17 protein-coding genes are annotated in these 20,133 nt (G+C 59.9%); 7 read left to right on the plus strand and 10 right to left on the minus strand.

All coding sequences use genetic code 11. The features are described 5' to 3' along the window. Positions 1-11 precede the first annotated feature (11 nt). Positions 12-557: an LPS assembly lipoprotein LptE gene (gene lptE / locus V6R85_RS13515; RefSeq protein WP_003505190.1), complete on the minus strand. Its 546-nt coding sequence runs from the start codon at positions 555-557 to the stop codon at positions 12-14. After that, complete coding sequence (leuS, locus tag V6R85_RS13520) at positions 550-3,180, minus strand: leucine--tRNA ligase (RefSeq protein WP_111834620.1); 2,631 nt, start codon at positions 3,178-3,180, stop codon at positions 550-552. The genes lptE and leuS overlap by 8 nt, the downstream gene beginning before the upstream one ends. A 193-nt stretch (positions 3,181-3,373) precedes the next feature. Here leuS and V6R85_RS13525 point away from each other — a divergent pair, with 193 nt between their 5' ends. Continuing rightward, entirely contained in the window at positions 3,374-4,033 is a 660-nt protein-coding gene (locus V6R85_RS13525; protein WP_162691890.1) for a YggS family pyridoxal phosphate-dependent enzyme, read from the plus strand. Between the two features lie 57 nt (positions 4,034-4,090). Here the strand turns inward: V6R85_RS13525 and V6R85_RS13530 are convergent, their stop codons facing one another. After that, entirely contained in the window at positions 4,091-4,792 is a 702-nt protein-coding gene (locus V6R85_RS13530; RefSeq protein ID WP_026363744.1) for a DUF1013 domain-containing protein, read from the minus strand. 233 nt (positions 4,793-5,025) lie between these two features. Here V6R85_RS13530 and acs point away from each other — a divergent pair, with 233 nt between their 5' ends. Further along, positions 5,026-6,978 (plus strand): acetate--CoA ligase, encoded by a 1,953-nt coding sequence (gene acs, locus V6R85_RS13535; RefSeq protein WP_111834622.1) that lies wholly within the window; start codon positions 5,026-5,028, stop codon positions 6,976-6,978. Between the two features lie 107 nt (positions 6,979-7,085). Here acs and V6R85_RS13540 read toward each other — a convergent pair whose 3' ends face one another. From V6R85_RS13540 to V6R85_RS13565, 6 genes are all read right to left on the minus strand, one after another. After that, positions 7,086-8,093 (minus strand): TRAP transporter substrate-binding protein, encoded by a 1,008-nt coding sequence (locus V6R85_RS13540; protein WP_060727351.1) that lies wholly within the window; start codon positions 8,091-8,093, stop codon positions 7,086-7,088. A 39-nt stretch (positions 8,094-8,132) separates the two neighbouring features. Continuing rightward, positions 8,133-9,410 carry a TRAP transporter large permease gene (locus V6R85_RS13545; RefSeq protein WP_003505178.1) on the minus strand — a complete coding sequence of 426 codons (1,278 nt, stop codon included), beginning with the start codon at positions 9,408-9,410 and terminating at the stop codon, positions 8,133-8,135. A 4-nt stretch (positions 9,411-9,414) separates the two neighbouring features. Next, positions 9,415-9,945, minus strand: a complete 531-nt coding sequence (locus V6R85_RS13550; protein WP_003505177.1) for a TRAP transporter small permease — start codon at positions 9,943-9,945, stop codon at positions 9,415-9,417. A 21-nt stretch (positions 9,946-9,966) separates the two neighbouring features. After that, a complete protein-coding gene (locus V6R85_RS13555) occupies positions 9,967-11,127 on the minus strand; it encodes a fumarylacetoacetate hydrolase family protein (RefSeq protein ID WP_003505175.1) in 1,161 nt (386 codons plus the stop codon). Between the two features lie 203 nt (positions 11,128-11,330). Next, the gene (locus tag V6R85_RS13560; RefSeq protein ID WP_003505172.1) at positions 11,331-12,047 is read right to left on the minus strand and encodes a FadR/GntR family transcriptional regulator; all 717 of its coding nucleotides are present in this window, start codon (positions 12,045-12,047) and stop codon (positions 11,331-11,333) included. A 117-nt stretch (positions 12,048-12,164) separates the two neighbouring features. Continuing rightward, the gene (locus tag V6R85_RS13565) at positions 12,165-13,610 is read right to left on the minus strand and encodes an FAD-binding oxidoreductase (protein WP_111834623.1); all 1,446 of its coding nucleotides are present in this window, start codon (positions 13,608-13,610) and stop codon (positions 12,165-12,167) included. 199 nt (positions 13,611-13,809) lie between these two features. Here V6R85_RS13565 and denD point away from each other — a divergent pair, with 199 nt between their 5' ends. The 4 genes from denD to V6R85_RS13585 all read left to right on the plus strand — a co-directional run bounded on the left by denD (position 13,810) and on the right by V6R85_RS13585 (position 18,588). Further along, a complete protein-coding gene (gene denD, locus V6R85_RS13570; RefSeq protein ID WP_111834624.1) occupies positions 13,810-14,796 on the plus strand; it encodes a D-erythronate dehydrogenase in 987 nt (328 codons plus the stop codon). Continuing rightward, positions 14,793-15,695 (plus strand): NAD(P)-dependent oxidoreductase, encoded by a 903-nt coding sequence (locus V6R85_RS13575; protein WP_111834625.1) that lies wholly within the window; start codon positions 14,793-14,795, stop codon positions 15,693-15,695. The genes denD and V6R85_RS13575 overlap by 4 nt, the downstream gene beginning before the upstream one ends. A gap of 9 nt (positions 15,696-15,704) precedes the next feature. Beyond that, complete coding sequence (locus tag V6R85_RS13580) at positions 15,705-17,489, plus strand: IlvD/Edd family dehydratase (protein ID WP_080864123.1); 1,785 nt, start codon at positions 15,705-15,707, stop codon at positions 17,487-17,489. Positions 17,490-17,613: 124 nt separating this feature from the next. After that, the gene (locus V6R85_RS13585) at positions 17,614-18,588 is read left to right on the plus strand and encodes a threonine ammonia-lyase (protein ID WP_111834626.1); all 975 of its coding nucleotides are present in this window, start codon (positions 17,614-17,616) and stop codon (positions 18,586-18,588) included. A gap of 12 nt (positions 18,589-18,600) precedes the next feature. Here V6R85_RS13585 and V6R85_RS13590 read toward each other — a convergent pair whose 3' ends face one another. Continuing rightward, positions 18,601-19,704 (minus strand): NAD(P)/FAD-dependent oxidoreductase, encoded by a 1,104-nt coding sequence (locus tag V6R85_RS13590; RefSeq protein WP_003505153.1) that lies wholly within the window; start codon positions 19,702-19,704, stop codon positions 18,601-18,603. A gap of 229 nt (positions 19,705-19,933) precedes the next feature. On the opposite strand from V6R85_RS13590, the gene V6R85_RS13595 reads away from it, so the two are divergent. After that, the gene (locus V6R85_RS13595) at positions 19,934-20,077 is read left to right on the plus strand and encodes a hypothetical protein (protein ID WP_003505150.1); all 144 of its coding nucleotides are present in this window, start codon (positions 19,934-19,936) and stop codon (positions 20,075-20,077) included. The last annotated feature ends 56 nt before the right edge of the window (positions 20,078-20,133 follow it).

The raw sequence follows: 20,133 nt of genomic DNA on the forward strand, positions 1-20,133 counted from the left end.
GGCCGCCGCTCTCAGCGGCCGAGTGTGGCGGCGATATCGGTGCGGATGATTTCAGCCAGTTCCCGGGCGGCACGATTCTCGGCGTCGCGAGTTGCACGGATCTTGGCGAATTCCTGCTGCGGCAAGTCCACCTGCGCCGTCACGCTGCGGCGTGCAGAGCGCAGAATCTGACCGTCGGAAACGCGCGTCAGCACATATTGACCGCTCATCACGACACGGCCGGGATAGGGGCCGTCGTAATTGTTGTTCGCCCGGGTCGTCAGGTCGTAGTTCTGCACTTCCGTTGACGTGGCGCTCGAGCTTACAAAAACTTTGACGTTATATTGCGCCGTGGCCGGTTGGCCCGCGCCGCCGGCCATCAGAAAGATCAGCTGATTGCGGACTTCCTGCCCGACCCTGCCACCGGTCTCGGAGACGCTGACGGCCGCCAGCCTCTCCTTGGTTCCGGAAGCCTCACCATAAAGCGGGCGCACCTGGCAGCCCGCCAGAAGACCAGCCATCGTCACGACGGAAATCGCTGCCGCGACGCGGCTCCATCTTGAAAAAACGTCAGACAACAATGTTCACAATCCTCTGCGGAACCACGATGACTTTTTTGGGCTCGCCACCGGCAAGAATCGATTTGACGGCATCCAGGGCAAGGGCGGCCGTTCGGACCGCATCTTGATCCGCATCGCGCGCGATTGTCAATTCGCCACGCTTCTTGCCATTGACCTGCACGGGCATGACCACGTCGTTTTCCTCGACCAGCGAAGCGACGAAGCTTGGCCATGGTGTCTGGGCCACGAGGCCCGTATTGCCCAGCGCCGACCAGCATTCTTCCGCCAGATGCGGTGTCATCGGGGCAATGATGCGGATGAGGATTTCGACGGCGTCGCGCGCCGCTGCCTTGACGTCGTCAGGCTTTCCGCCAGAAGCAACATCGGCGAGCGGACCGGCCAGCGCATTGACCAGTTCGTAGATGCGGGCGATGGCCTTGTTGAAGGCGAGCTTGTCCAGATCTTCCTGAACAGCCTTCAGCGTCTTGTGAGCCGCCTTGGAGGCTGCCAGCCCTTCGCCTTCGGTTGCCGGCTTCGGCTTCACGTCCTTCAACTGTTCGGCTGCTTCGCCAATGATCCGCCAGACGCGCTGAACGAATCGGTTTGCACCTTCCACACCGGCTTCAGACCAGATGACGTCGCGATCAGGTGGCGAATCGGAGAGAACGAAGAAGCGCGCGGTATCCGCCCCGTAGGATGCGATGATATCGTCAGGGTCGACCACGTTCTTCTTAGACTTCGACATCTTCTCGATGGAGCCGATCTTCACCTCTTCGCCGGAAGAGAGCAGGAAGGCGCGGCGCGCGCCGTCGTTTTCCTCGATCCGCAGTTCGGCAGGCGGCACCCATTCACGCGTTGTGCCTTCACCGCGGCTGTAAGTCTCGTGGACCACCATGCCCTGGGTGAACAGGCCCTTGAAGGGTTCCTTGACATCCACATGCCCTGTTTCGCGCATCGCACGGGTGAAGAAGCGCGAATAGAGCAGGTGCAGGATGGCATGCTCGATACCGCCGATATATTGATCCACCGGCAGCCAGTGGTTGGCGACCTTCGGGTCGGTCGGTGCGTCTTCCCACGGCGCGGTGAAGCGCGTGTAATACCAGCTGGAATCGACGAATGTATCCATCGTATCCGTTTCGCGGCGTGCGTCATGGCCGCATTGCGGGCAGGAGACATGGCGCCATGTGGGGTGCCGGTCCAGCGGGTTGCCGGGCACATCGAAAGTCACGTCGTCGGGCAGTTTGACCGGCAGATCCTTTTTCGGAACCGGCACCACGCCGCAGACTTCGCAATGGATGACCGGGATAGGGCAACCCCAGTAACGCTGGCGGGAAATGCCCCAGTCGCGCAGGCGGAAATTGACCTTGCGCTCGGCCTGCGGCGTGTTGCCCAGCATCTCAGCAGAGAGCTTCTGCACGACCGCCTCAAAAGCGTCCGTCGTATTCATGCCGTTCAGGAAGCCGGAATTGATCATCACGCCATCATCGGTGAAGGCGGTGTCTTCGATGGTGAAGCTTGCGGCATCCGGACCTTCCGGTGCGACGACGGCGACGACCGGCAGGCCGTATTTGCGGGCGAAATCCAGATCGCGCTGGTCGCCGGAGGGGCAGCCGAAGATCGCGCCGGTGCCATAGTCCATCAATACGAAGTTGGCGACATAGACCGGCAGTTCCCATGTCGGGTCCAGCGGGTGCACGACCTTGACGCCGGTATCGATACCCTTCTTTTCCGCGGTTTCCAGCGCTGCCAAGGAGGTGCCATGGCGACGGCATTCGTCGCAGAACTCGGCAATCGCAAGATTCTGCGCAGACAGTTCCCGCGCCAGCGGATGGTCGGCGGCGATCGCCAGGAAGGATGCGCCGAACAGCGTGTCCGGGCGCGTCGTATAGACGGTGATGTCGGAGAAACCTTCCGGCGCCGTGTCAGTGACGGTTTGCCAGCGCAGCGACAGGCCTTCAGAGCGGCCGATCCAGTTCTTCTGCATCAGGCGCACTTTTTCCGGCCATTGATCCAGCGTATCCAGCTCGTCCAGCAGGTCCTGGCTGAAATCGGTGATGCGGAAGAACCATTGCGTCAGTTCGCGCTGTTCCACCAGCGCGCCGGAGCGCCAGCCGCGACCGTCGATCACCTGCTCGTTGGCCAGCACGGTGTGGTCGACCGGGTCCCAGTTGACCTTGGACTGCTTGCGATAGACGAGACCCTTTTCCATGAAATCGACGAATAGCGCCTGCTGGCGATGGTAATATTCCACGTCACAGGTGGCGAATTCGCGGGTCCAGTCCAGCGACAGGCCCATGGATTTCAGCTGGCCGCGCATGGTCGCGATGTTCTGGTAGGTCCAATCCTTCGGATGAACCTTGTTCTGCATGGCGGCATTTTCGGCAGGCATGCCGAAGGCGTCCCAGCCCATCGGATGCAGGACGTTGAAACCACGGGCACGCTTGTAGCGGGCGACGACGTCGCCCATGGCGTAGTTGCGGACATGGCCCATATGGATGCGTCCCGACGGATAGGGAAACATCTCTAGAACGTAATACTTCTCACGCGGATCGCTGTTGTCGGTGACGAAAACCTTGTCTTCGTTCCATTTCTGCTGCCAGCGCGGCTCGGCGTCGCGAGGATTGTAACGTTCGATGGCCATTGTTTAGAATTCCGGGTATCGAGGGGAAAAATTTGCGCTGACCTTCACCATGAAACGACCGGGGCGTCAAGTTTGGCGGGGCATTCGGGCGTTCAATCTTGGCCAGCGTGCCTCAAATGGTGCTAAACCCGCTTGGCATCAAGGCAATCGGCGTCTAGTTAGCGTTGCGAATGGTTCAAATGAAGGTCTTGTGATGGAAATCGAAGCACGTCTTGAGGATGTCAGGCAGCGCATTGGTGATGTCGCGGAAAAATCCGGCCGCAAGCCTGCGGATGTTGCCCTTGTCGCGGTCTCGAAGACCTTCGATGCGGAGGCGATCCAGCCGGTCATCGATGCCGGCCAGCGCGTATTCGGCGAGAACCGCGTGCAGGAAGCGCAGGGCAAGTGGCCGAAACTCAAAGAGAAGACTGACGGCATAGAGTTGCGTCTGATCGGCCCGTTGCAATCCAACAAGACGGCGGATGCCGTGGCGCTGTTTGATGTCGTCGAGAGCGTCGACCGCGAAAAGATCGCCCGCGCGCTTGCCGAGGAATGCGCCAAACAGGGCCGCAGCCTCCGGTTTTATGTTCAGGTCAATACCGGGCTTGAGCCGCAAAAGGCGGGCATCGATCCGCGTGAGACAGTTGCTTTCGTGGCCTTTTGCCGGGATGAGCTGAAATTGCAGGTTGAGGGATTGATGTGCATTCCGCCGGCTGATGAAAATCCCGGTCCGCATTTTGCGCTGCTGGCGAAGCTTGCCAGGGAGTGCGGCCTTGAGAAGCTTTCCATGGGCATGTCCGGGGATTTCGAAACGGCCGTCGAATTCGGCGCGACCAGTGTGCGTGTGGGTTCGGCCATCTTCGGTACGCGATAAGGCCATAAACAAAAAACCCGGCGCTGAGGCCGGGTTTCAAGCATTCGAAAACGACGATCAGTACTGATCGTCCTCGTCTTCGTCCTTCTGCGTGGATTTCAGCGAGGAGAGCTTCTTGAAGACCGCATCGGCGTCGATCTGTTCGTCTTCTTCGCGCTGGAAGTTGTAATCCAGACCTTCCGTCACGGTTGCCGGCTGCAGTGTGTTGTCCAGCTCTTCGGCTGTCGGCAGCGGGCGGCCGCGCGAGGCGCGTTCGACTTCAAGGTCGAGATCGATCTGGCTGCAGAGGCCGAGCGTTACCGGATCCATCGGCGTCAGGTTTGCCGAGTTCCAGTGGGTACGGTCGCGAATCTGCTCGATCGTCGATTTCGTGGTGCCGACGAGACGCGAAATCTGCGCATCCTTCAGTTCCGGGTGGTTGCGAACGAGCCAGAGAATAGCGTTCGGACGGTCCTGACGCTTGGAAACCGGCGTGTAGCGCGGGCCACGGCGCTTGGATTCCGGCACGCGGACCTTCGGCTCGGAAAGCTTCAGCTTATGGTTCGGATTGGCTTCGGCACGGGCGATCTCGTCGCGGGAAAGCTGTCCGGTCGCGATCGGATCGAGGCCCTTGATGCCCTGCGCGGCTTCACCGTCGGCAATTGCCTTGACTTCAAGCGGATGCAGTTTGCAGAACGTGGCGATCTGATCGAACGACAGCGCGGTGTTGTCAACCAGCCATACAGCCGTAGCTTTTGGCATGAGCAATTGTTGAGCCATAGATACAGTCCTTCTGTCCGTCCGCGCCGGTGTCGCGGGCGTGGTATCAACCACTGATTTCCGGGATATTGGCGCTCTATAACCGGATTGCATCATAATTGCAATTCTTTGCGAAACAAATGACCTTTGTCTAATTGCCGTGCGCATTTGAACTGCTATGAATTCAACACATGCCTGAGGTGGGAGTCTCAAGGTCACGCATATCTAGCCATATCTGGTTCCAGGAGGAGTTCATGTCTGCCAAAATCTACCCGGTGCTCAAATCGGCGAAGGCCCGCACGCTCATCGACAATGAGCGTTACCAGAAATGGTATCAGGAGAGCGTCGAGGATCCGGAAAAGTTCTGGGACAAGCACGGCCGGCGGATCGACTGGTTCAAGCCCTATACCAAGGTCAAGAATACGTCCTTCAAGGGTAGGGTGCCGATCAGGTGGTTCGAGGACGGCCTCACCAACGTCTCCTATAACTGTATCGACCGTCACCTGAAGACGCATGGCGAGCGCACGGCGATCATCTGGGAAGGCGATAACCCCTATATCGACAAGAAGATCACCTATAACCAGCTCTATGATTATGTCTGCCGTCTTGCGAATGTGCTGAAGAAGCACGGCGTCAAGAAGGGTGACCGCGTCACCATCTATATGCCGATGATACCCGAAGCGGCTTATGCGATGCTCGCCTGCGCCCGCATCGGCGCCATCCATTCGGTCGTCTTTGGCGGCTTTTCGCCCGAAGCGCTGGCGGGCCGCATCGTCGATTGCCAGTCCACCTTCGTCATCACCTGCGATGAGGGCGTGCGCGGCGGCAAGCCTATCCCGCTCAAGGAAAACACCGACAAGGCGATCGATATCGCCGCCAAGCAATATGTCATCGTCAACAAGGTTCTGGTGGTGCGCCGCACCGGCGGCAAGACCGGCTGGGCTCCCGGCCGCGACATCTGGTACCATCAGGAAATCGCCACCGTTAAGCCGGATTGCCCGCCGGTGAAGATGCGCGCTGAAGACCCGCTGTTCATCCTTTATACCTCCGGCTCTACCGGCAAGCCGAAGGGCGTGCTGCACACGACTGGTGGTTATCTCGTCTATACGTCGATGACGCATGAATATGTCTTCGACTACAAGGATGGAGAGGTCTTTTGGTGTACCGCCGATGTCGGCTGGGTCACCGGACACTCTTATATTGTCTATGGGCCGCTAGCGAATTGCGCGACGACGCTGATGTTCGAAGGCGTTCCCAACTTCCCCGATCAGGGCCGGTTCTGGGAAGTCATCGACAAGCACAAGGTCAATATCTTCTACACGGCGCCGACGGCGCTCAGATCGCTGATGGGGGCGGGCGACCAGTTCGTTCAGCGCTCGTCGCGCTCCAGCATCCGTCTTCTCGGCACGGTGGGTGAGCCGATCAACCCGGAAGCATGGGAGTGGTATTACCATGTGGTCGGCGAAGACAAGAGCCCGATCGTCGACACCTGGTGGCAGACGGAGACCGGCGGCATTCTCATCTCGCCGCTGCCGGGCGCGACCGATCTGAAGCCCGGCTCGGCGACGAGGCCGTTCTTCGGCGTGCAGCCGCAACTTGTCGATGCCGAAGGCAACGTGCTGGAAGGGCCGGCTGACGGCAATCTCTGCATCATCGACAGCTGGCCGGGCCAGTCGCGCTCCGTCTATGGCGATCATCAGCGCTTCATCGATACGTATTTCTCGACCTACAAGGGCAAATACTTCACCGGTGACGGCTGCCGTCGTGATGAGGACGGTTATTACTGGATCACCGGCCGCGTCGATGACGTGCTGAACGTTTCCGGTCATCGCCTTGGCACGGCCGAAGTGGAATCGGCGCTGGTGTCGCATCATCAGGTTTCGGAAGCGGCCGTGGTCGGTTATCCGCATCCCATCAAGGGACAGGGCATTTATTGTTATGTCACGTTGATGGCGGGCCAGAATGGCGACTATGCGCTGCGCGAGGAGCTGGTGAAACACGTGCGCAACGAGATCGGGCCGGTTGCGACACCTGACAAGATCCAGTTCGCGCCGGGCCTGCCCAAGACCCGTTCCGGCAAGATCATGCGGCGTATCCTGCGCAAGATCGCCGAGGACGACTTTGGTGCGCTGGGGGATACATCGACGCTCGCCGATCCGGCGGTGGTCGAAGACCTCATCGCCAACCGGCAGAACCGCACGGCGTGATCTTTTGAAAAGGCTGCTTCGGCAGCCTTTTTTCTGTCGGCCATTTTCACAAACAAAAACACCCGGAGGTGGAACCTCCGGGTGTTTTCAATTTTATCCGGTAAGGATTACTGGCCGCGGATCTTCTTCAGGTCCGCCAGAACGGCGTCAACGACGTCAGCGCCGATTTCAGCCTTGTGCTTTTCGTACACGACCATCGACTTTTCGCGAATACGGGTCTGCTCTTCCGGAGACAGCGTGTTCACTTCGAGACCGGCAGCCTTGATCTTTTCCAGCGACTTCTGGTTCAGTTCGCGGATGACCTTGCGTTCTTCGTCACGGCCGACGACTGCGCATTCACGCAGGGCCGTCTGCTCTTCGGGCGTGTAGCTGTCGAAGATCGGCTTGGAGAAGAGGAAGAGGAACGGCGTATAGGCGTGGTTCGTCTCGGTGATGTACTTCTGCACCTCGTAGAACTTGGAGGTGTCGATCGTAACATAGGGGTTTTCCTGTGCGTCGATCGCGTTGGTTTCAAGCGCCGAGAACACCTCACCGAAGGCCATCGGCGTTGCGTTGGCGCCGAGGTTCTGGAAGGTGTCGAGGAAGATGTTGTTCTGCATCACGCGGACCTTGAGGCCCGAGAAATCTTCCCACTTGTTCACGGCATGCTTGGAGTTGGACAGGTTGCGGAAACCGTTTTCCCAGTAGGCGAGGTTCACGAGACCCTGCTCTTCCAGCTTCTTGTTCATCATGTCGCCGAAGGCGCCGTCCATGACGGCATCGGCTTCCTTGTCGTTCGCAAAGAGGAACGGCAGGTCGAAGACGCCGAGCGACGGGATGAGGCCGACGAGCGGCGAGGACGAAGTTACGACAGCTTCCTGAACGCCGGAGCGCAGGGCCTGCGTTGCCTGAAGGTCGCCGCCAAGCGCGCCGCCCCAGAATGCCGTGAGCTTCAGCTTGCCGCCGGATTTGTCATCGAGGCAGGCCTGCATGGCCTTGATGCCGTTGCCAACCGGGTGGTCCTGGTTGATGCCGTTCGAAACGCGGATGTTACGGCTGTTGAATTCGGCCATTGCCGGGGCAGCGGCGCCAACGGCGAAGGCAATCGCTGTAGTGGTCAGAAGAAGCTTTCTCATAATATCCTCCCTTGGATTGTGGTCGAGAAAAAGTATCGATTAACGAAGGTACTGCAGCGGAACCATGACGATGTCAGGGAATATCACCAGCAGCGCCAGCACGATGGTTTCGGCGACGAGGAACGGCCAGACGCCGATTGTGACCTTGCCGAGCGGGATGCGGCCGACACCACTGACGACGTTCAGCACGACGCCAACCGGAGGGGTAATCAGGCCGATGGCGTTGTTGATGATGAAGAGTACACCGAAATAGACCGGGTCGATGCCTGCCTGCTTGATGATGGGCATCAGAACAGGCGTCAGGATCAGGATGGTCGGGGTCAGGTCGAGCGCGGTTCCGACGATGAAGACCAACACCATGATGACGATCATCAGAAGCATCGGACGGTCGATCAGCGGCTCGATATAGCCTGCGACTTCGTTCGGAATGTTCGCCGCCGTGATGAGCCACGCGGAGACGAGTGCAGCGCAGACGAGGAACATGATGATCGAGGTGCTCTTGGCGGCGCGCAGAAGCACGTGGAACAGGTCCGCCGGCTTCAGTTCGCGGTAAATCACCATGCCGACGAACAGCGCGTAAGCGGCAGCGACGACGGCGGCCTCCGTCGGTGTCATGATGCCGGCCTTGATGCCGCCGAGGATGATGACGGGCATGCCGAGCGCCCAGCCGGCGCGGGCGGTTGCGACGAGACGTTCCTTGGCTGTGGTTCTCGGCAGCGGCTTGATGTCATCCTTGCGAACGACGATCAGCCAGGCGACGATCAGCGAAATGCCCATCAGAATGCCGGGAACGATACCTGCCAGGAAGAGCTGGGTGATCGAGACGTTTGCGGCGACGCCGAAAACGATGAAGGCCATGGACGGGGGGATCACCGGTGCGATGATGCCACCTGCAGCGATGAGGCCGCCGGAGCGCGGAATATTGTAACCGGCCTTCGCCATCATCGGGATGAGGATTGCGGCAAGGGCTGCGGTATCGGCTGCCGCCGAACCCGAGATGCTGGCCATGATGATGGCCGCCACGATGGCAACGATGCCGAGACCGCCCCTGATATGACCAACGCAGGCGATGGCGAAATCAATGATGCGGCGCGACAGGCCGCCCGAATTCATCAATTCGCCAGCCAGAATGAAGAACGGGATGGCCAGCAGCGTGAAGGTATCCGCGCCCGAAATCATGTTCTGGGCGATGATCGCAGTGTTGAACATGCCCATGTACCACATGAGCACGACGCCGCAGAACATCAGCGAGAAAGCGACGGGAACGCCAATCGCCATGGCTCCCAGGAGAGAGCCGACAAAAACGAGAAGTGTCATGGTATCAGCGCTCCGAAAGCTGTTCGATCGTCAGGTTCTCGCCCGCAAACTGGGCGATTTCGTCCTCTGTCACGCGGCCCGTCAAAAGACGGTAGAGGCGTTCCAGCGCGATGATGAACATCAGGCCGCCGGTGAACATGCCGATGCCATAGACCCAGATCATCGAAAGCTTGGTGACGGGGGCATGCATGCTGGCGTTGATGCCTGACTGCTTCCAGGTTCCCCAGAAGAAGATGGCGGAACAGGCCAGAATGATGATGTTCGACGCGATCATGCAGACGATGCGGGCACGGCGCGACAGGAACATCACCAGCGTTTCAATGCCCATGTGGCTGTTCTCACGGAAGGTGAGCACGGCGCCGAGGAAGGTCAGCCACACGAAGAAATAGCGCGACAGTTCTTCCGAGACGTTGATGCCGGAATTCATCGAGTAACGCATGACGACGTTGACGAAGACCATGATCGACATGCCGGCGAGCAGCAGGACGAGAATGATTTCGAGAATCCGGTAAAAGAGATTGATGGTCTTTTGCATTTTCCCCTCCCGAAGAAATATCTAGAGCAGCCCTCGTTTCGCCAGGTTGCGCATCAGGGCCGCGGTGCCGAATGTCCATTCCGGGCATTCGTCAGTCGTCGTGACCCAGTTGATCAGCTTACCGAGCTTGGGCGTGGAGATTTCGACACGGTCCCCCTTTGAATGGGTGAAACCGAGACCTGGTCCATGGCGGTCCTTTACCGGCGCGAACATCGTGCCAAGGAAAAAGACGGCACCGTCAGGATATTGATGGTTGCGGTTCAAAAGCTGCGACGCAAGGTTTTCCGGCGTGCGGCTGATCGCCTCCATGGGGCTGGCGCCCGTCATGGTGAAACCGTCTTCGCCTTCGACCAGAAGCGAGATCTGCGACTTCTTCACATCTTCAATGGTGAAGTTGCCGTCGAACAGGCGGATGAAAGGACCGATCGCGCAGGAGGCGTTGTTGTCCTTGGCCTTGCTGAGCAGCAGGGCGGAACGGCCTTCGAAATCGCGCAGGTTGACGTCGTTGCCAAGCGTTGCGCCGATGATGCGGCCATCGGAGGTAATGGCCAGCACCACTTCCGGTTCCGGGTTGTTCCACTGCGATTTCGGGTGAACGCCGATCAGGGCGCCGCAGCCCACCGAGGCCATGGCCTGCGCCTTGGAGAAGATCTCCGCATCGGGGCCGATACCTACTTCCAGATATTGCGACCACAGGCCCATTTCCTGGAGCAGTTTCTTGACTTCGGCGGCTTTTTCCGAGCCGGCCTCAAGTCCCTTGAGATTGTCGCCGAGAACCGGGGCCAGCCGCCCGCGAATTTCCTGCGCGCGCAGCGGATCGCCCTTGGCCTGCTCTTCGATCACCCGTTCCAGCATGCTGTCGGCAAAGGTGACGCCTGCAGCCTTGACGGCCTGAATGTCATTGGGGGCAAGAAGTTCGCCGGCGGAACCGTCCAGAAACGCCTCCAGCGCACCGAGTGCGACGAATGTACCGGTGTCGGCGAGCCGCTCCACCAGATCCGTGTTTTCCAGAAGTTCGGACATGGTCGGGGAAAGCGAAGTGAGGTCATAAAGCACGCCGCCCTTGAGCAGGACGGGGCAGGGGCCGCCCTCGCTTTTCGACCAGACGCGGCCGACGAGCAGCGCGTTTTCGAAATCTTCAGGCAAAATTGCAGTAGCGTCGATGGACCTTGTGCCGGTCATGTAGTCCTCCCCTTCAGCATCCGACAGGCCGCCTCCTGCGGTCTTATTGTCTGGATGTCTGACAACTTAATCCCATTCTTCTTAGTATGACTTTTGCTACGAGTCTAGCGGCCTTGCCGACAAATTTGTCGTCTTTCGCGTCTCAATTCCCGGAAAGCCGTAAACCTGTCCTATAGCTTTGCCGGCGTGGTCTTTCGCTGCTCTTAGAAGATATCCAGTTCGAGATTGACCCGGCTTGCGGCGCCGATCAGATGCTTGCGCATGGCGTTCTTGGCAGCAGCGGCGTCTGCCTTCTCGACGGCCTCATAGATTGCCACATGTTCGGCGATCGTCACCTCGAGAATTTCGCCAAAAACCGCGCGGGAGAATGCGATGTTGATCGCGGAACTGATGCGTTCCGCGATGAAGCCGAGGAACATCAGAAAATATTCGTTCTGCGTCGCTTCCGCCAGAATGCGGTGAAAGTCGAGATCGGCAGCAACGCCTTCCGTTGACCAGTCATCGGCGGTTTTCATCTTTTCCAAAGCGGCCGCCAGCCGCGTCAGTTGCTGTGGGCTGCGATGCAGTGCGGCCAGACCCGCTGCCTCTATTTCCAGAGGCATGCGAAGCTGGAAAAGATCGCGGAAATTCTCCGGGTCGTTCAGCCGGGAGCGTTCGATGCGGATGGATAGTCTCTGCCGGGGATCGGTGACGAATGCGCCCACACCCTGCCGGGTTTCGACAAACCCCTCGTTGCGCAATTGCGCGATCGCTTCGCGGATGACCGAGCGGCTGACCCCGAAGGTCTTCGCCAGAACATGTTCGGTTGGCAGCCTGTCGCCCGGGCCGAGCTTCGAATCATTGATTTCGCGCGCGATCTCCGCGGCGATCCGGCCGGGCAGATGGTCGTTGCGATGTATCTGATTGAACTCCAGCGTCATGGTTGCTCCCGTTCCACAGAAACGATTGGTTCTTTTTCCCGCGGCAGGCGACTTCCTCCTTCGCCGTCAACGGGGTTTTCAAAGGCGGCGTTTTCAGCCGCCTTTGCCGTTCCTCGATTAGCTATCCGGTTGCAGGGTTATCTGGCAACCGGGATTCATCCGCAAATCGGGGTCGAACGTGTTTTTAAGGCCAGTGATCATCCGGCGCTGCACATCGGATAGCCGGCTTTCGAAATCGGAACGCTTCAGGCGGCCGATGCCGTGTTCGGCGCTGATGCTGCCGACATAGCGGTCAAGGACCTCGTTAACGAGTGTCTTGGACTTATAGATGAACGCTTCGCGCTCTTGCGGCGTCGCGCCGTTCGGCGGCAGCACGTTGAGGTGGACGTTTCCGTCTCCGACATGGCCGTAGGAAACCGCCAGGCACTCCGGCAGTTTTTCCGCCAGTTCCGCTTCGGCTTCGGCCACGAAGGCCGCAAGTTTCGACAGCGGCACCGAAATATCGGTGCGCATATGGGAACCGCGCAGCGCCTGACCTTCGTTCATGCCCTCGCGGAAGAGCCACAGCGATTGCGCCTGTGCCCGCGAGGAGGCGATGACGCCGTCCAGCACCAGCCCGTCTTCCATGACGCCCTCTAGGAAACGCCCCATAAGGTCGGCTGTGTCCACCAAACCGGAGCCGGAAATTTCCATCAGCACATAGGCCGGGTAATCGCCGGCGATCGGCATTTTGAGGTCGGGGATCGCCTCAATCGCCAGTGTGAAGGCAACCGGCGGCATGAATTCGAAGGCGGACATCAGGTCGCAGCATTCGCGGCGGGCGCGGCGGTAAAGCTTGATGGCATCGTCAAGCGAATTGAGGCCGAGCAGCGCCGTCTCGACATGTTCGGGATTGGGGTAAAGCTTGACGGACACGGCGGTGATGATGCCGAGCGTTCCTTCTGCGCCGATGAATAGCTGCTTCAGGTCAATGCCGCGATTGTCCTTGCGCAGCGTCGACAGGCCGTTCCAGATGTTGCCGTCAGGCAATACCACTTCGAGACCCAGCACCAGCTCGCGGGTCATGCCGTAACGCAGAACGTTGATGCCGCCGGCATTGGTGGAAACATTGCCGCCGATGCGGCAGCTGCCCTGTGCGCCAAGCGACAGCGGGAAGAACATTCCCTTGTCCTGCACCGCATCCTTGAATTCCGACAGAATGCAGCCCGCTTCGACGACAGCCGAAAAATCGTCGCTGTCTATGGTGCGGATGGCGTTCATGCGCTCAAGGCTCAGCACAACCTGACGCTTCGGCGCATCGGGAATGCCGCCGAGCACCAGTCCGGTATTGCCCCCCTGGGGAATGATGGCGAGATCGAGTTCGGCGCAGGCGCGAACGGTGTCGGAGACTTCCTTGGTCGATCGGGGGCGGATCACGGCCACGGCCGAACTTGTGACGTCGCCGTGCCAGTCGCGACAATAACGCAGCATGTCTTCCTGCGATGTCAGCAGCAAAGCCTCGCCCAGCCTGTTCTTCAGCGAGAACCGCAATTCCTCGATATCGTGTTCGCTCACGATCGTCATTCCACCCTCTCCGTCCAATCCGCCCTAAATTTCCGGACAGGGCTCTTTCACCCTTGCTTTTGCCGGTTTGTGAAAAAATACTATTTTCAACTCGATCATATAAGGTTATCAGACAACCTTACAAGCTAATTTATCGGTCGACTGGCCGATGGTGATTTTTCGGTCTCGGGAGAATGACCGGGACAAAGAGGAGGAAGACATGCATATCGCAATCATCGGCGCCGCAGGTATGGTTGGCCGCAAGCTGACGCAGCGTCTCGTCAAGGACGGATCGCTTGGCGGCAAGTCGATCGACAGGTTCACGCTTATCGACGTGTTTCAGCCTGAAGCGCCCGCCGGCTTCTCCGGTGCGGTTGATGCGCGCGCGGCCGATCTGTCCGCGCCGGGCGAGGCCGAAAAGCTGGTCGAAGCCCGCCCCGATGTCATCTTTCACCTTGCCGCCATCGTGTCCGGTGAAGCCGAACTCGATTTCGACAAGGGCTACCGCATCAATCTCGATGGCACGCGTTATCTCTTCGACGCCATCCGCATTGCCAACGGCAAGGATGGTTACAAGCCGCGCGTGGTCTTCACCTCGTCGATCGCCGTCTTCGGTGCGCCGCTCCCCTATCCGATCCCGGATGAATTCCACACCACGCCGCTGACCAGCTACGGTACGCAAAAGGCGATTTGCGAACTGCTGCTCTCCGATTACAGCCGTCGCGGTTTCTTCGATGGTATCGGCATTCGCCTGCCCACCATCTGCATTCGTCCCGGCAAGCCGAACGCGGCTGCCTCCGGCTTCTTCTCCAATATCCTGCGCGAGCCGCTGGTTGGCCAGGAAGCGGTTCTGCCGGTGCCGGCAAGCATTCGCCACTGGCATGCCTCGCCGCGTTCCGCTGTCGGTTTCCTCATCCATGGCGCCACGATCGACGTCGAAAAGGTCGGTCCGCGCCGCAACCTGTCGATGCCGGGTCTCAGCGCCACCGTCGGCGAACAGATCGAAGCGCTGCGCAAGGTCGCGGGCGAAAAGGCTGTCGCTCTCATCCGCCGCGAGCCGAACGAGATGATCATGCGCATGTGTGAGGGCTGGGCGCCCGGTTTTGAGGCCAAGCGCGCCCGGGAGCTGGGCTTCACGGCTGAAAGCTCCTTCGAAGAGATCATTCAGGTTCATATCGAGGACGAGCTGGGAGGTTCACTGAAATGAGTGTTGGCGGGGAGGAGAAGAAGCGGTCGGTTGCCTTTATCGGCACCGGCCTGATGGGCGGGCCGATGGCCCGACGCCTGCTGGGCGCTGGCTTTGCGGTCACAGTCTGGAACCGCAGCGTTGATAAGGCCGAGGCTCTGGTTGCCGATGGTGCCGTTCTCGCGGCATCTCCGGCCGAAGCCGCCACGGGTGCCGATATCGTCATCACCATGCTGAGCGATGGCAAGGCCGTGGGCGAAGTGCTGTTCGAGGCTGGTGTGGCCGAAGCGCTGAAAAAGGGCGCTGTTGTCATCGACAGCAGCTCGATTGCGCCGCCGATCGCGCGTGAACATGCATCTCGGCTTGAGGCGCTGGGCATTCATCACATCGATGCGCCGGTTTCCGGCGGTGTGCCGGGCGCGACAGCCGGTACGCTCGCCATCATGGCCGGTGGCGACGAGGCGCTGATCTCGGATCTTGCGGATGTCTTCGCGCCGATGGGCAGGCTTACCTATGTCGGTCCCTCGGGTGCCGGCCAGCTCTGCAAGCTCGCCAACCAGCAGATCGTTGCCATCACCATTGGCGCGGTTGCCGAGGCGATGATGCTGGTGGAAGCGGGCGGTGCATCCCGTGAAGGTTTCCGCAACGCCATACGTGGTGGTTTCGCCGAAAGCCGGATCCTGGAACTGCATGGCGAACGCATGGTGAAGCGCAATTTCGTGCCGGGCGGTCCGTCCAAATTCCAGCTCAAGGATCTGAACGGCGTGCTGGCAACGGCGAAGGACCTGTCACTTACCCTGCCGCTCACCCAGCAGGTGACGCGGGAATTCGATGATTTCGTCGGCGATGGCGGGGCGGATATCGACCATAGCGGCATCCTGCTTTACCTCGAAAAACTCAACAACCGCGAACAGGGCTGAAGCGATCTCATGAGCGACGACAAGACACCCATGCGCCGCCTGCGGTCCCAGGACTGGTTCGACAACCCTGACCATCTCGACATGACGGCGCTCTATCTGGAGCGCTTCATGAATTACGGTGTGACGCCGGAAGAACTGCGTTCCGGCAAGCCGGTTATCGGCATCGCCCAGAGCGGCAGTGACCTGACGCCCTGCAACCGCGTCCATGTGGAACTGGTCAAGCGGGTGCGTGACGGCATCCGCGATGCGGGCGGTATTCCCATCGAGTTTCCGACCCATCCGATGTTCGAGAACTGCAAGCGCCCGACGGCGGCGCTTGACCGCAATCTGGCCTATCTCAGCCTCGTGGAAGTGCTCTACGGTTACCCGCTCGACGGCGTCGTTCTGACCACGGGCTGCGACAAGACCACGCCTTCGGCGCTGATGGCGGCAAGCACCGTCGATATTCCGGCCATCGTTCTATCTGGCGGGCCGATGCTTGACGGGTATCATGACGGTGATCTCGTTGGTTCCGGTACCGTCATCTGGCGCATGCGCCGCAAATACGGCGCCGGTGAAATCACCCGCGAGGAATTTCTGCAGGCGGCGCTCGAATCCGCTCCTTCGGTCGGTCACTGCAACACCATGGGCACGGCTTCGACCATGAATGCCATTGCCGAAGCGCTCGGCATGTCGCTGACCGGCTGCGGCGCAATCCCGGCCGCTTACCGCGAACGCGGCCAGATGGCCTATCGCACCGGCCGCCGCGCCGTCGAACTGGTTGTCGAGAATATCAAGCCTTCCGACATCATGACGCGCGAGGCGTTTTTGAACGCGATCCGCGTCAATTCGGCAATCGGCGGATCGACCAATGCCCAGCCGCATCTGGCAGCAATGGCCAAGCATGCAGGCGTCGAGCTTCGTGAAGAGGACTGGCAGGTCCACGGTTACGACATTCCGCTGCTTGCCAATGTCCAGCCCGCCGGCAAATGGTTGGGCGAGAAATACCACCGCGCCGGCGGTACGCCCGCCATCATGTGGGAGCTTCTGCAAGCGGGCAAGCTCGAGGGAAGCTGTCCGACCGTGACCGGCAAAACGGTGGCGGAAAATCTGGACGGGCGGGAATCGACCGACCGCGACGTGATCTTGCCTTACGATAAGCCGCTCAAGGAACGGGCCGGGTTCCTCGTCCTCAAGGGCAATCTGTTTGATTTCGCCATCATGAAGACGAGCGTTATCTCGGCGGAATTCCGTCAGCGTTATCTGAGCGAGCCGGGCCGCGAGGGCATTTTCGAGGGCAAATGTGTGGTGTTCGATGGTTCGGAAGACTATCACGCCCGCATCAATGATCCATCTCTCGATATCGACGAACGCACCATTCTCGTCATTCGTGGTGCGGGGCCGCTCGGTTGGCCGGGTTCGGCTGAGGTCGTGAACATGCAGCCGCCGGATGCGCTCCTGAAAAAAGGCATCACCAGCCTGCCGACGATCGGCGATGGCCGGCAATCGGGAACGGCGGACAGCCCGTCGATCCTCAACGCCTCGCCGGAAAGTGCCGCAGGCGGCGGGCTGGCATGGCTCCGCACGGGCGATGTGATCCGCATCGACTTCAACAAAGGCGAGTGCAATGCGCTGGTGCCGGATGAGGAGCTTGCGGCCCGCAAGGCTGACGGCATTCCCGCTGTTCCCGCGGATGCGACGCCCTGGCAGCGCATTTATCGTCAGTCGGTGACCCAGCTTTCGGACGGCGCGGTTCTGGAAGGAGCTGCGGATTTCCGCCGGATCGCCGAGAAGATGCCCCGGCACAATCATTGATCGCACCTGACAAAAATCCCCGGCCACGTCCGGGGATTTTTCCTTTCGGACTGTTTCGCATTTGATTGCGACCTCCTAATGTATCCGCGAATCCGCGTTACATCCGCATTATCGAGGGCAGGACATGACAGATATTTCGATGATAGAGGCCGCGCGCGAGCGTATCGGCAACCACGCGGTGCGGACGCCATTGCTGTCGTCACCTTTTCTGGATGAGATTGCCGGGCGAAAGCTGTTCATAAAGGCCGAATGCCTGCAGAGGACGGGTTCCTTCAAGTTTCGCGGCGGCTGGTCGGCCGTCTCCGGCCTGCCCGCGCAGGTGCGCGGCAAGGGTGTTATCGCCTTTTCCTCCGGCAACCATGCGCAGGGCGTGGCCCTTGCAGCCCGCCTGCACGGCGTTCCCGCCGTCATCATCATGCCGTCGGATGCACCGAAGATCAAAATCGACAATACCCGCGCCTATGGTGCGGACGTGGTGCTCTACGACCGGGCGAACGAAGATCGCGATGCCATCGGAGATCGCATTTCGCGCGAGCGTGGGCTGACACTGATCAGGCCCTATGACGAACCGCTGGTTATTGCCGGGCAGGGGACGGTGGGGCTGGAGATTGCCGAACAGGGCGCGGAGCTGGGTATCGATGCAGCCGAGGTTCTGGTGCCTTGCGGTGGCGGTGGCCTCACATCCGGCATCTCCCTTGCACTTGCGGCGAAAGCTCAGAACTACAGGGTCAGGACTTCAGAACCGGAGCGGTTCGACGATGTGGCCCGCTCCCTTGCCTCGGGCAAGATCGAGCGTAACGCCACGACCTCGGGTTCGATCTGCGACGCGATCGTCACGCCACAGCCCGGAAACATTACTTTCCCGATCATGGCGGAGCTTTGCGGAAAGGGCATTGCCGTGACCGAGGAGGAAGCGCTGCGGGCGATGGTTCTCGCCTTCAACCGGCTGAAGATCGTCGTCGAACCCGGTGGTGCGGTGGCGCTGGCGGCGGCCCTCTTCCACGGCGATGAACTGGAGAGCGAAACGGCGATTGCAGTGGCTTCCGGCGGCAATGTCGATCCTGACATCATGGTGGGCGCGCTGTCCCGTTTCGGCTGAATGAGGTTGAGATCAAGCCTCGAGTCGTGCCGCGACCTCGTTGGCAATCGCCAGCGAGGCGGTCAGGCCGGGGCTTTCTATGCCGAAGAGATTGACGAGGCCGGCAACGCCGTGGGTTTCCGGCCCGTCAATGCGGAAATCCATGGCCGGTTCGTCCGGACCGGAAATCTTCGGCCGGATTCCGGAATAGGCCGGAATCAGCGCATGGTCGGGAAGGCCCGGCCAATAACGCCGTATCGCGTCGCCAAAACCCTCCATGCGGCGGGGATCAACGGCGTAATCGATGGTGTCCACCCATTCCACATCCGGCCCGAAACGGGCCTGGCCGGCAAGATCGAGAGTGAGATGCACGCCAAGGCCATGGGTGTGAGGTGCGGGGTAGATCAGCCGTGAAAAGGGCGACTTGCCGGCCAGCGAAAAATAGCTGCCTTTGGCAAAACGCGCTTGCGGGACCAAATCCTCCGACAATCCTTCGATCTTTCTTGCCACCATCGGCGCAACAAGTCCGGCGGAATTGACGAGCAGCCGGCATGTCAGGCTTGTGGGCTCCGCGCCGCCGACGTGAACCCGGAAACCATCGCCGATCACTTCTGCCTTTTCGAAGGGTGCGTTCAGGGCAAGGGCTGCGCCATGATCCTGCGCGTCTCCAAGGAGCGCCAGCATATAACCATGGCTGTCGATGATACCGGTCGAGGGCGATGTCAGGGCTGCGACGCAGGTGAGCGCGGGTTCGAGCGAGACTGCCTGTCGCTCATCGATCAGCTCAAGGTCGTCGCAACCGTTGGCTTTGCCTTTTTCGCGGAGGGTGGTGAGCATGGCCGTCTCTTCATCGCTCGCGGCGACGATGAGTTTGCCGCAGCGGCGATATGAGACGCCGTGGCTTTGACAGAAAGCATAGAGTCGCGCCTTGCCTTCCACGCAAAGCCGGGCCTTGAGGCTTCCGGCCGGATAATAGAGCCCGGCGTGAATGACTTCGCTGTTGCGGGAGGAAGTGGCCGAGCCGAATTCCTTTTCGCTTTCGAGGATGATGACGGAGAGGCCGCGCATCGCCAGCTCGCGTGCTGTCGCCAGTCCGATCACCCCGGCTCCGATGATGATGGCGTCGATATCCGTCATGGTCTTTTCCGTGCCCGCCGCTGGTTTTGAACGGAAATGCCCTCCAGCGCGTTGATCCCGGGCAATGGGTAGATTGATGCTTGCCGGTGGGCAAGTCGCAATCCGTATTTTTCCCGATGCGCCAATCTTATGGAATTTTATCTCTACTGAAACAGTGGGGAATAAAGCTATTCTCTACGTGAAATAAGCAATGCCCGCTTTGAAGGGCCGAGCAGGAAGGGAGTGCACAATGTCTTATTCCAAGGCAGGAAAAGTGAAAGACTTTGTCTCGCAGCCCCAGTCGCCGCGTAACTGGAAAGATTCGGTTCATGCGGCTCTTGTCGGCGTCTGCGTGGCGTTTGTCGCTGCCGTCATATTCGGTCTCGTTCCCTGATCCTCCCGACTTTCTCATCAGGGTATTTGAGAACAAAAGGCCGGTCGCTCCTCCGA

The organism is Agrobacterium sp. CCNWLW32, from assembly GCF_037083425.1.
In the GTDB taxonomy this organism is placed as follows: Bacteria; Pseudomonadota; Alphaproteobacteria; order Rhizobiales; family Rhizobiaceae; genus Agrobacterium; species Agrobacterium radiobacter.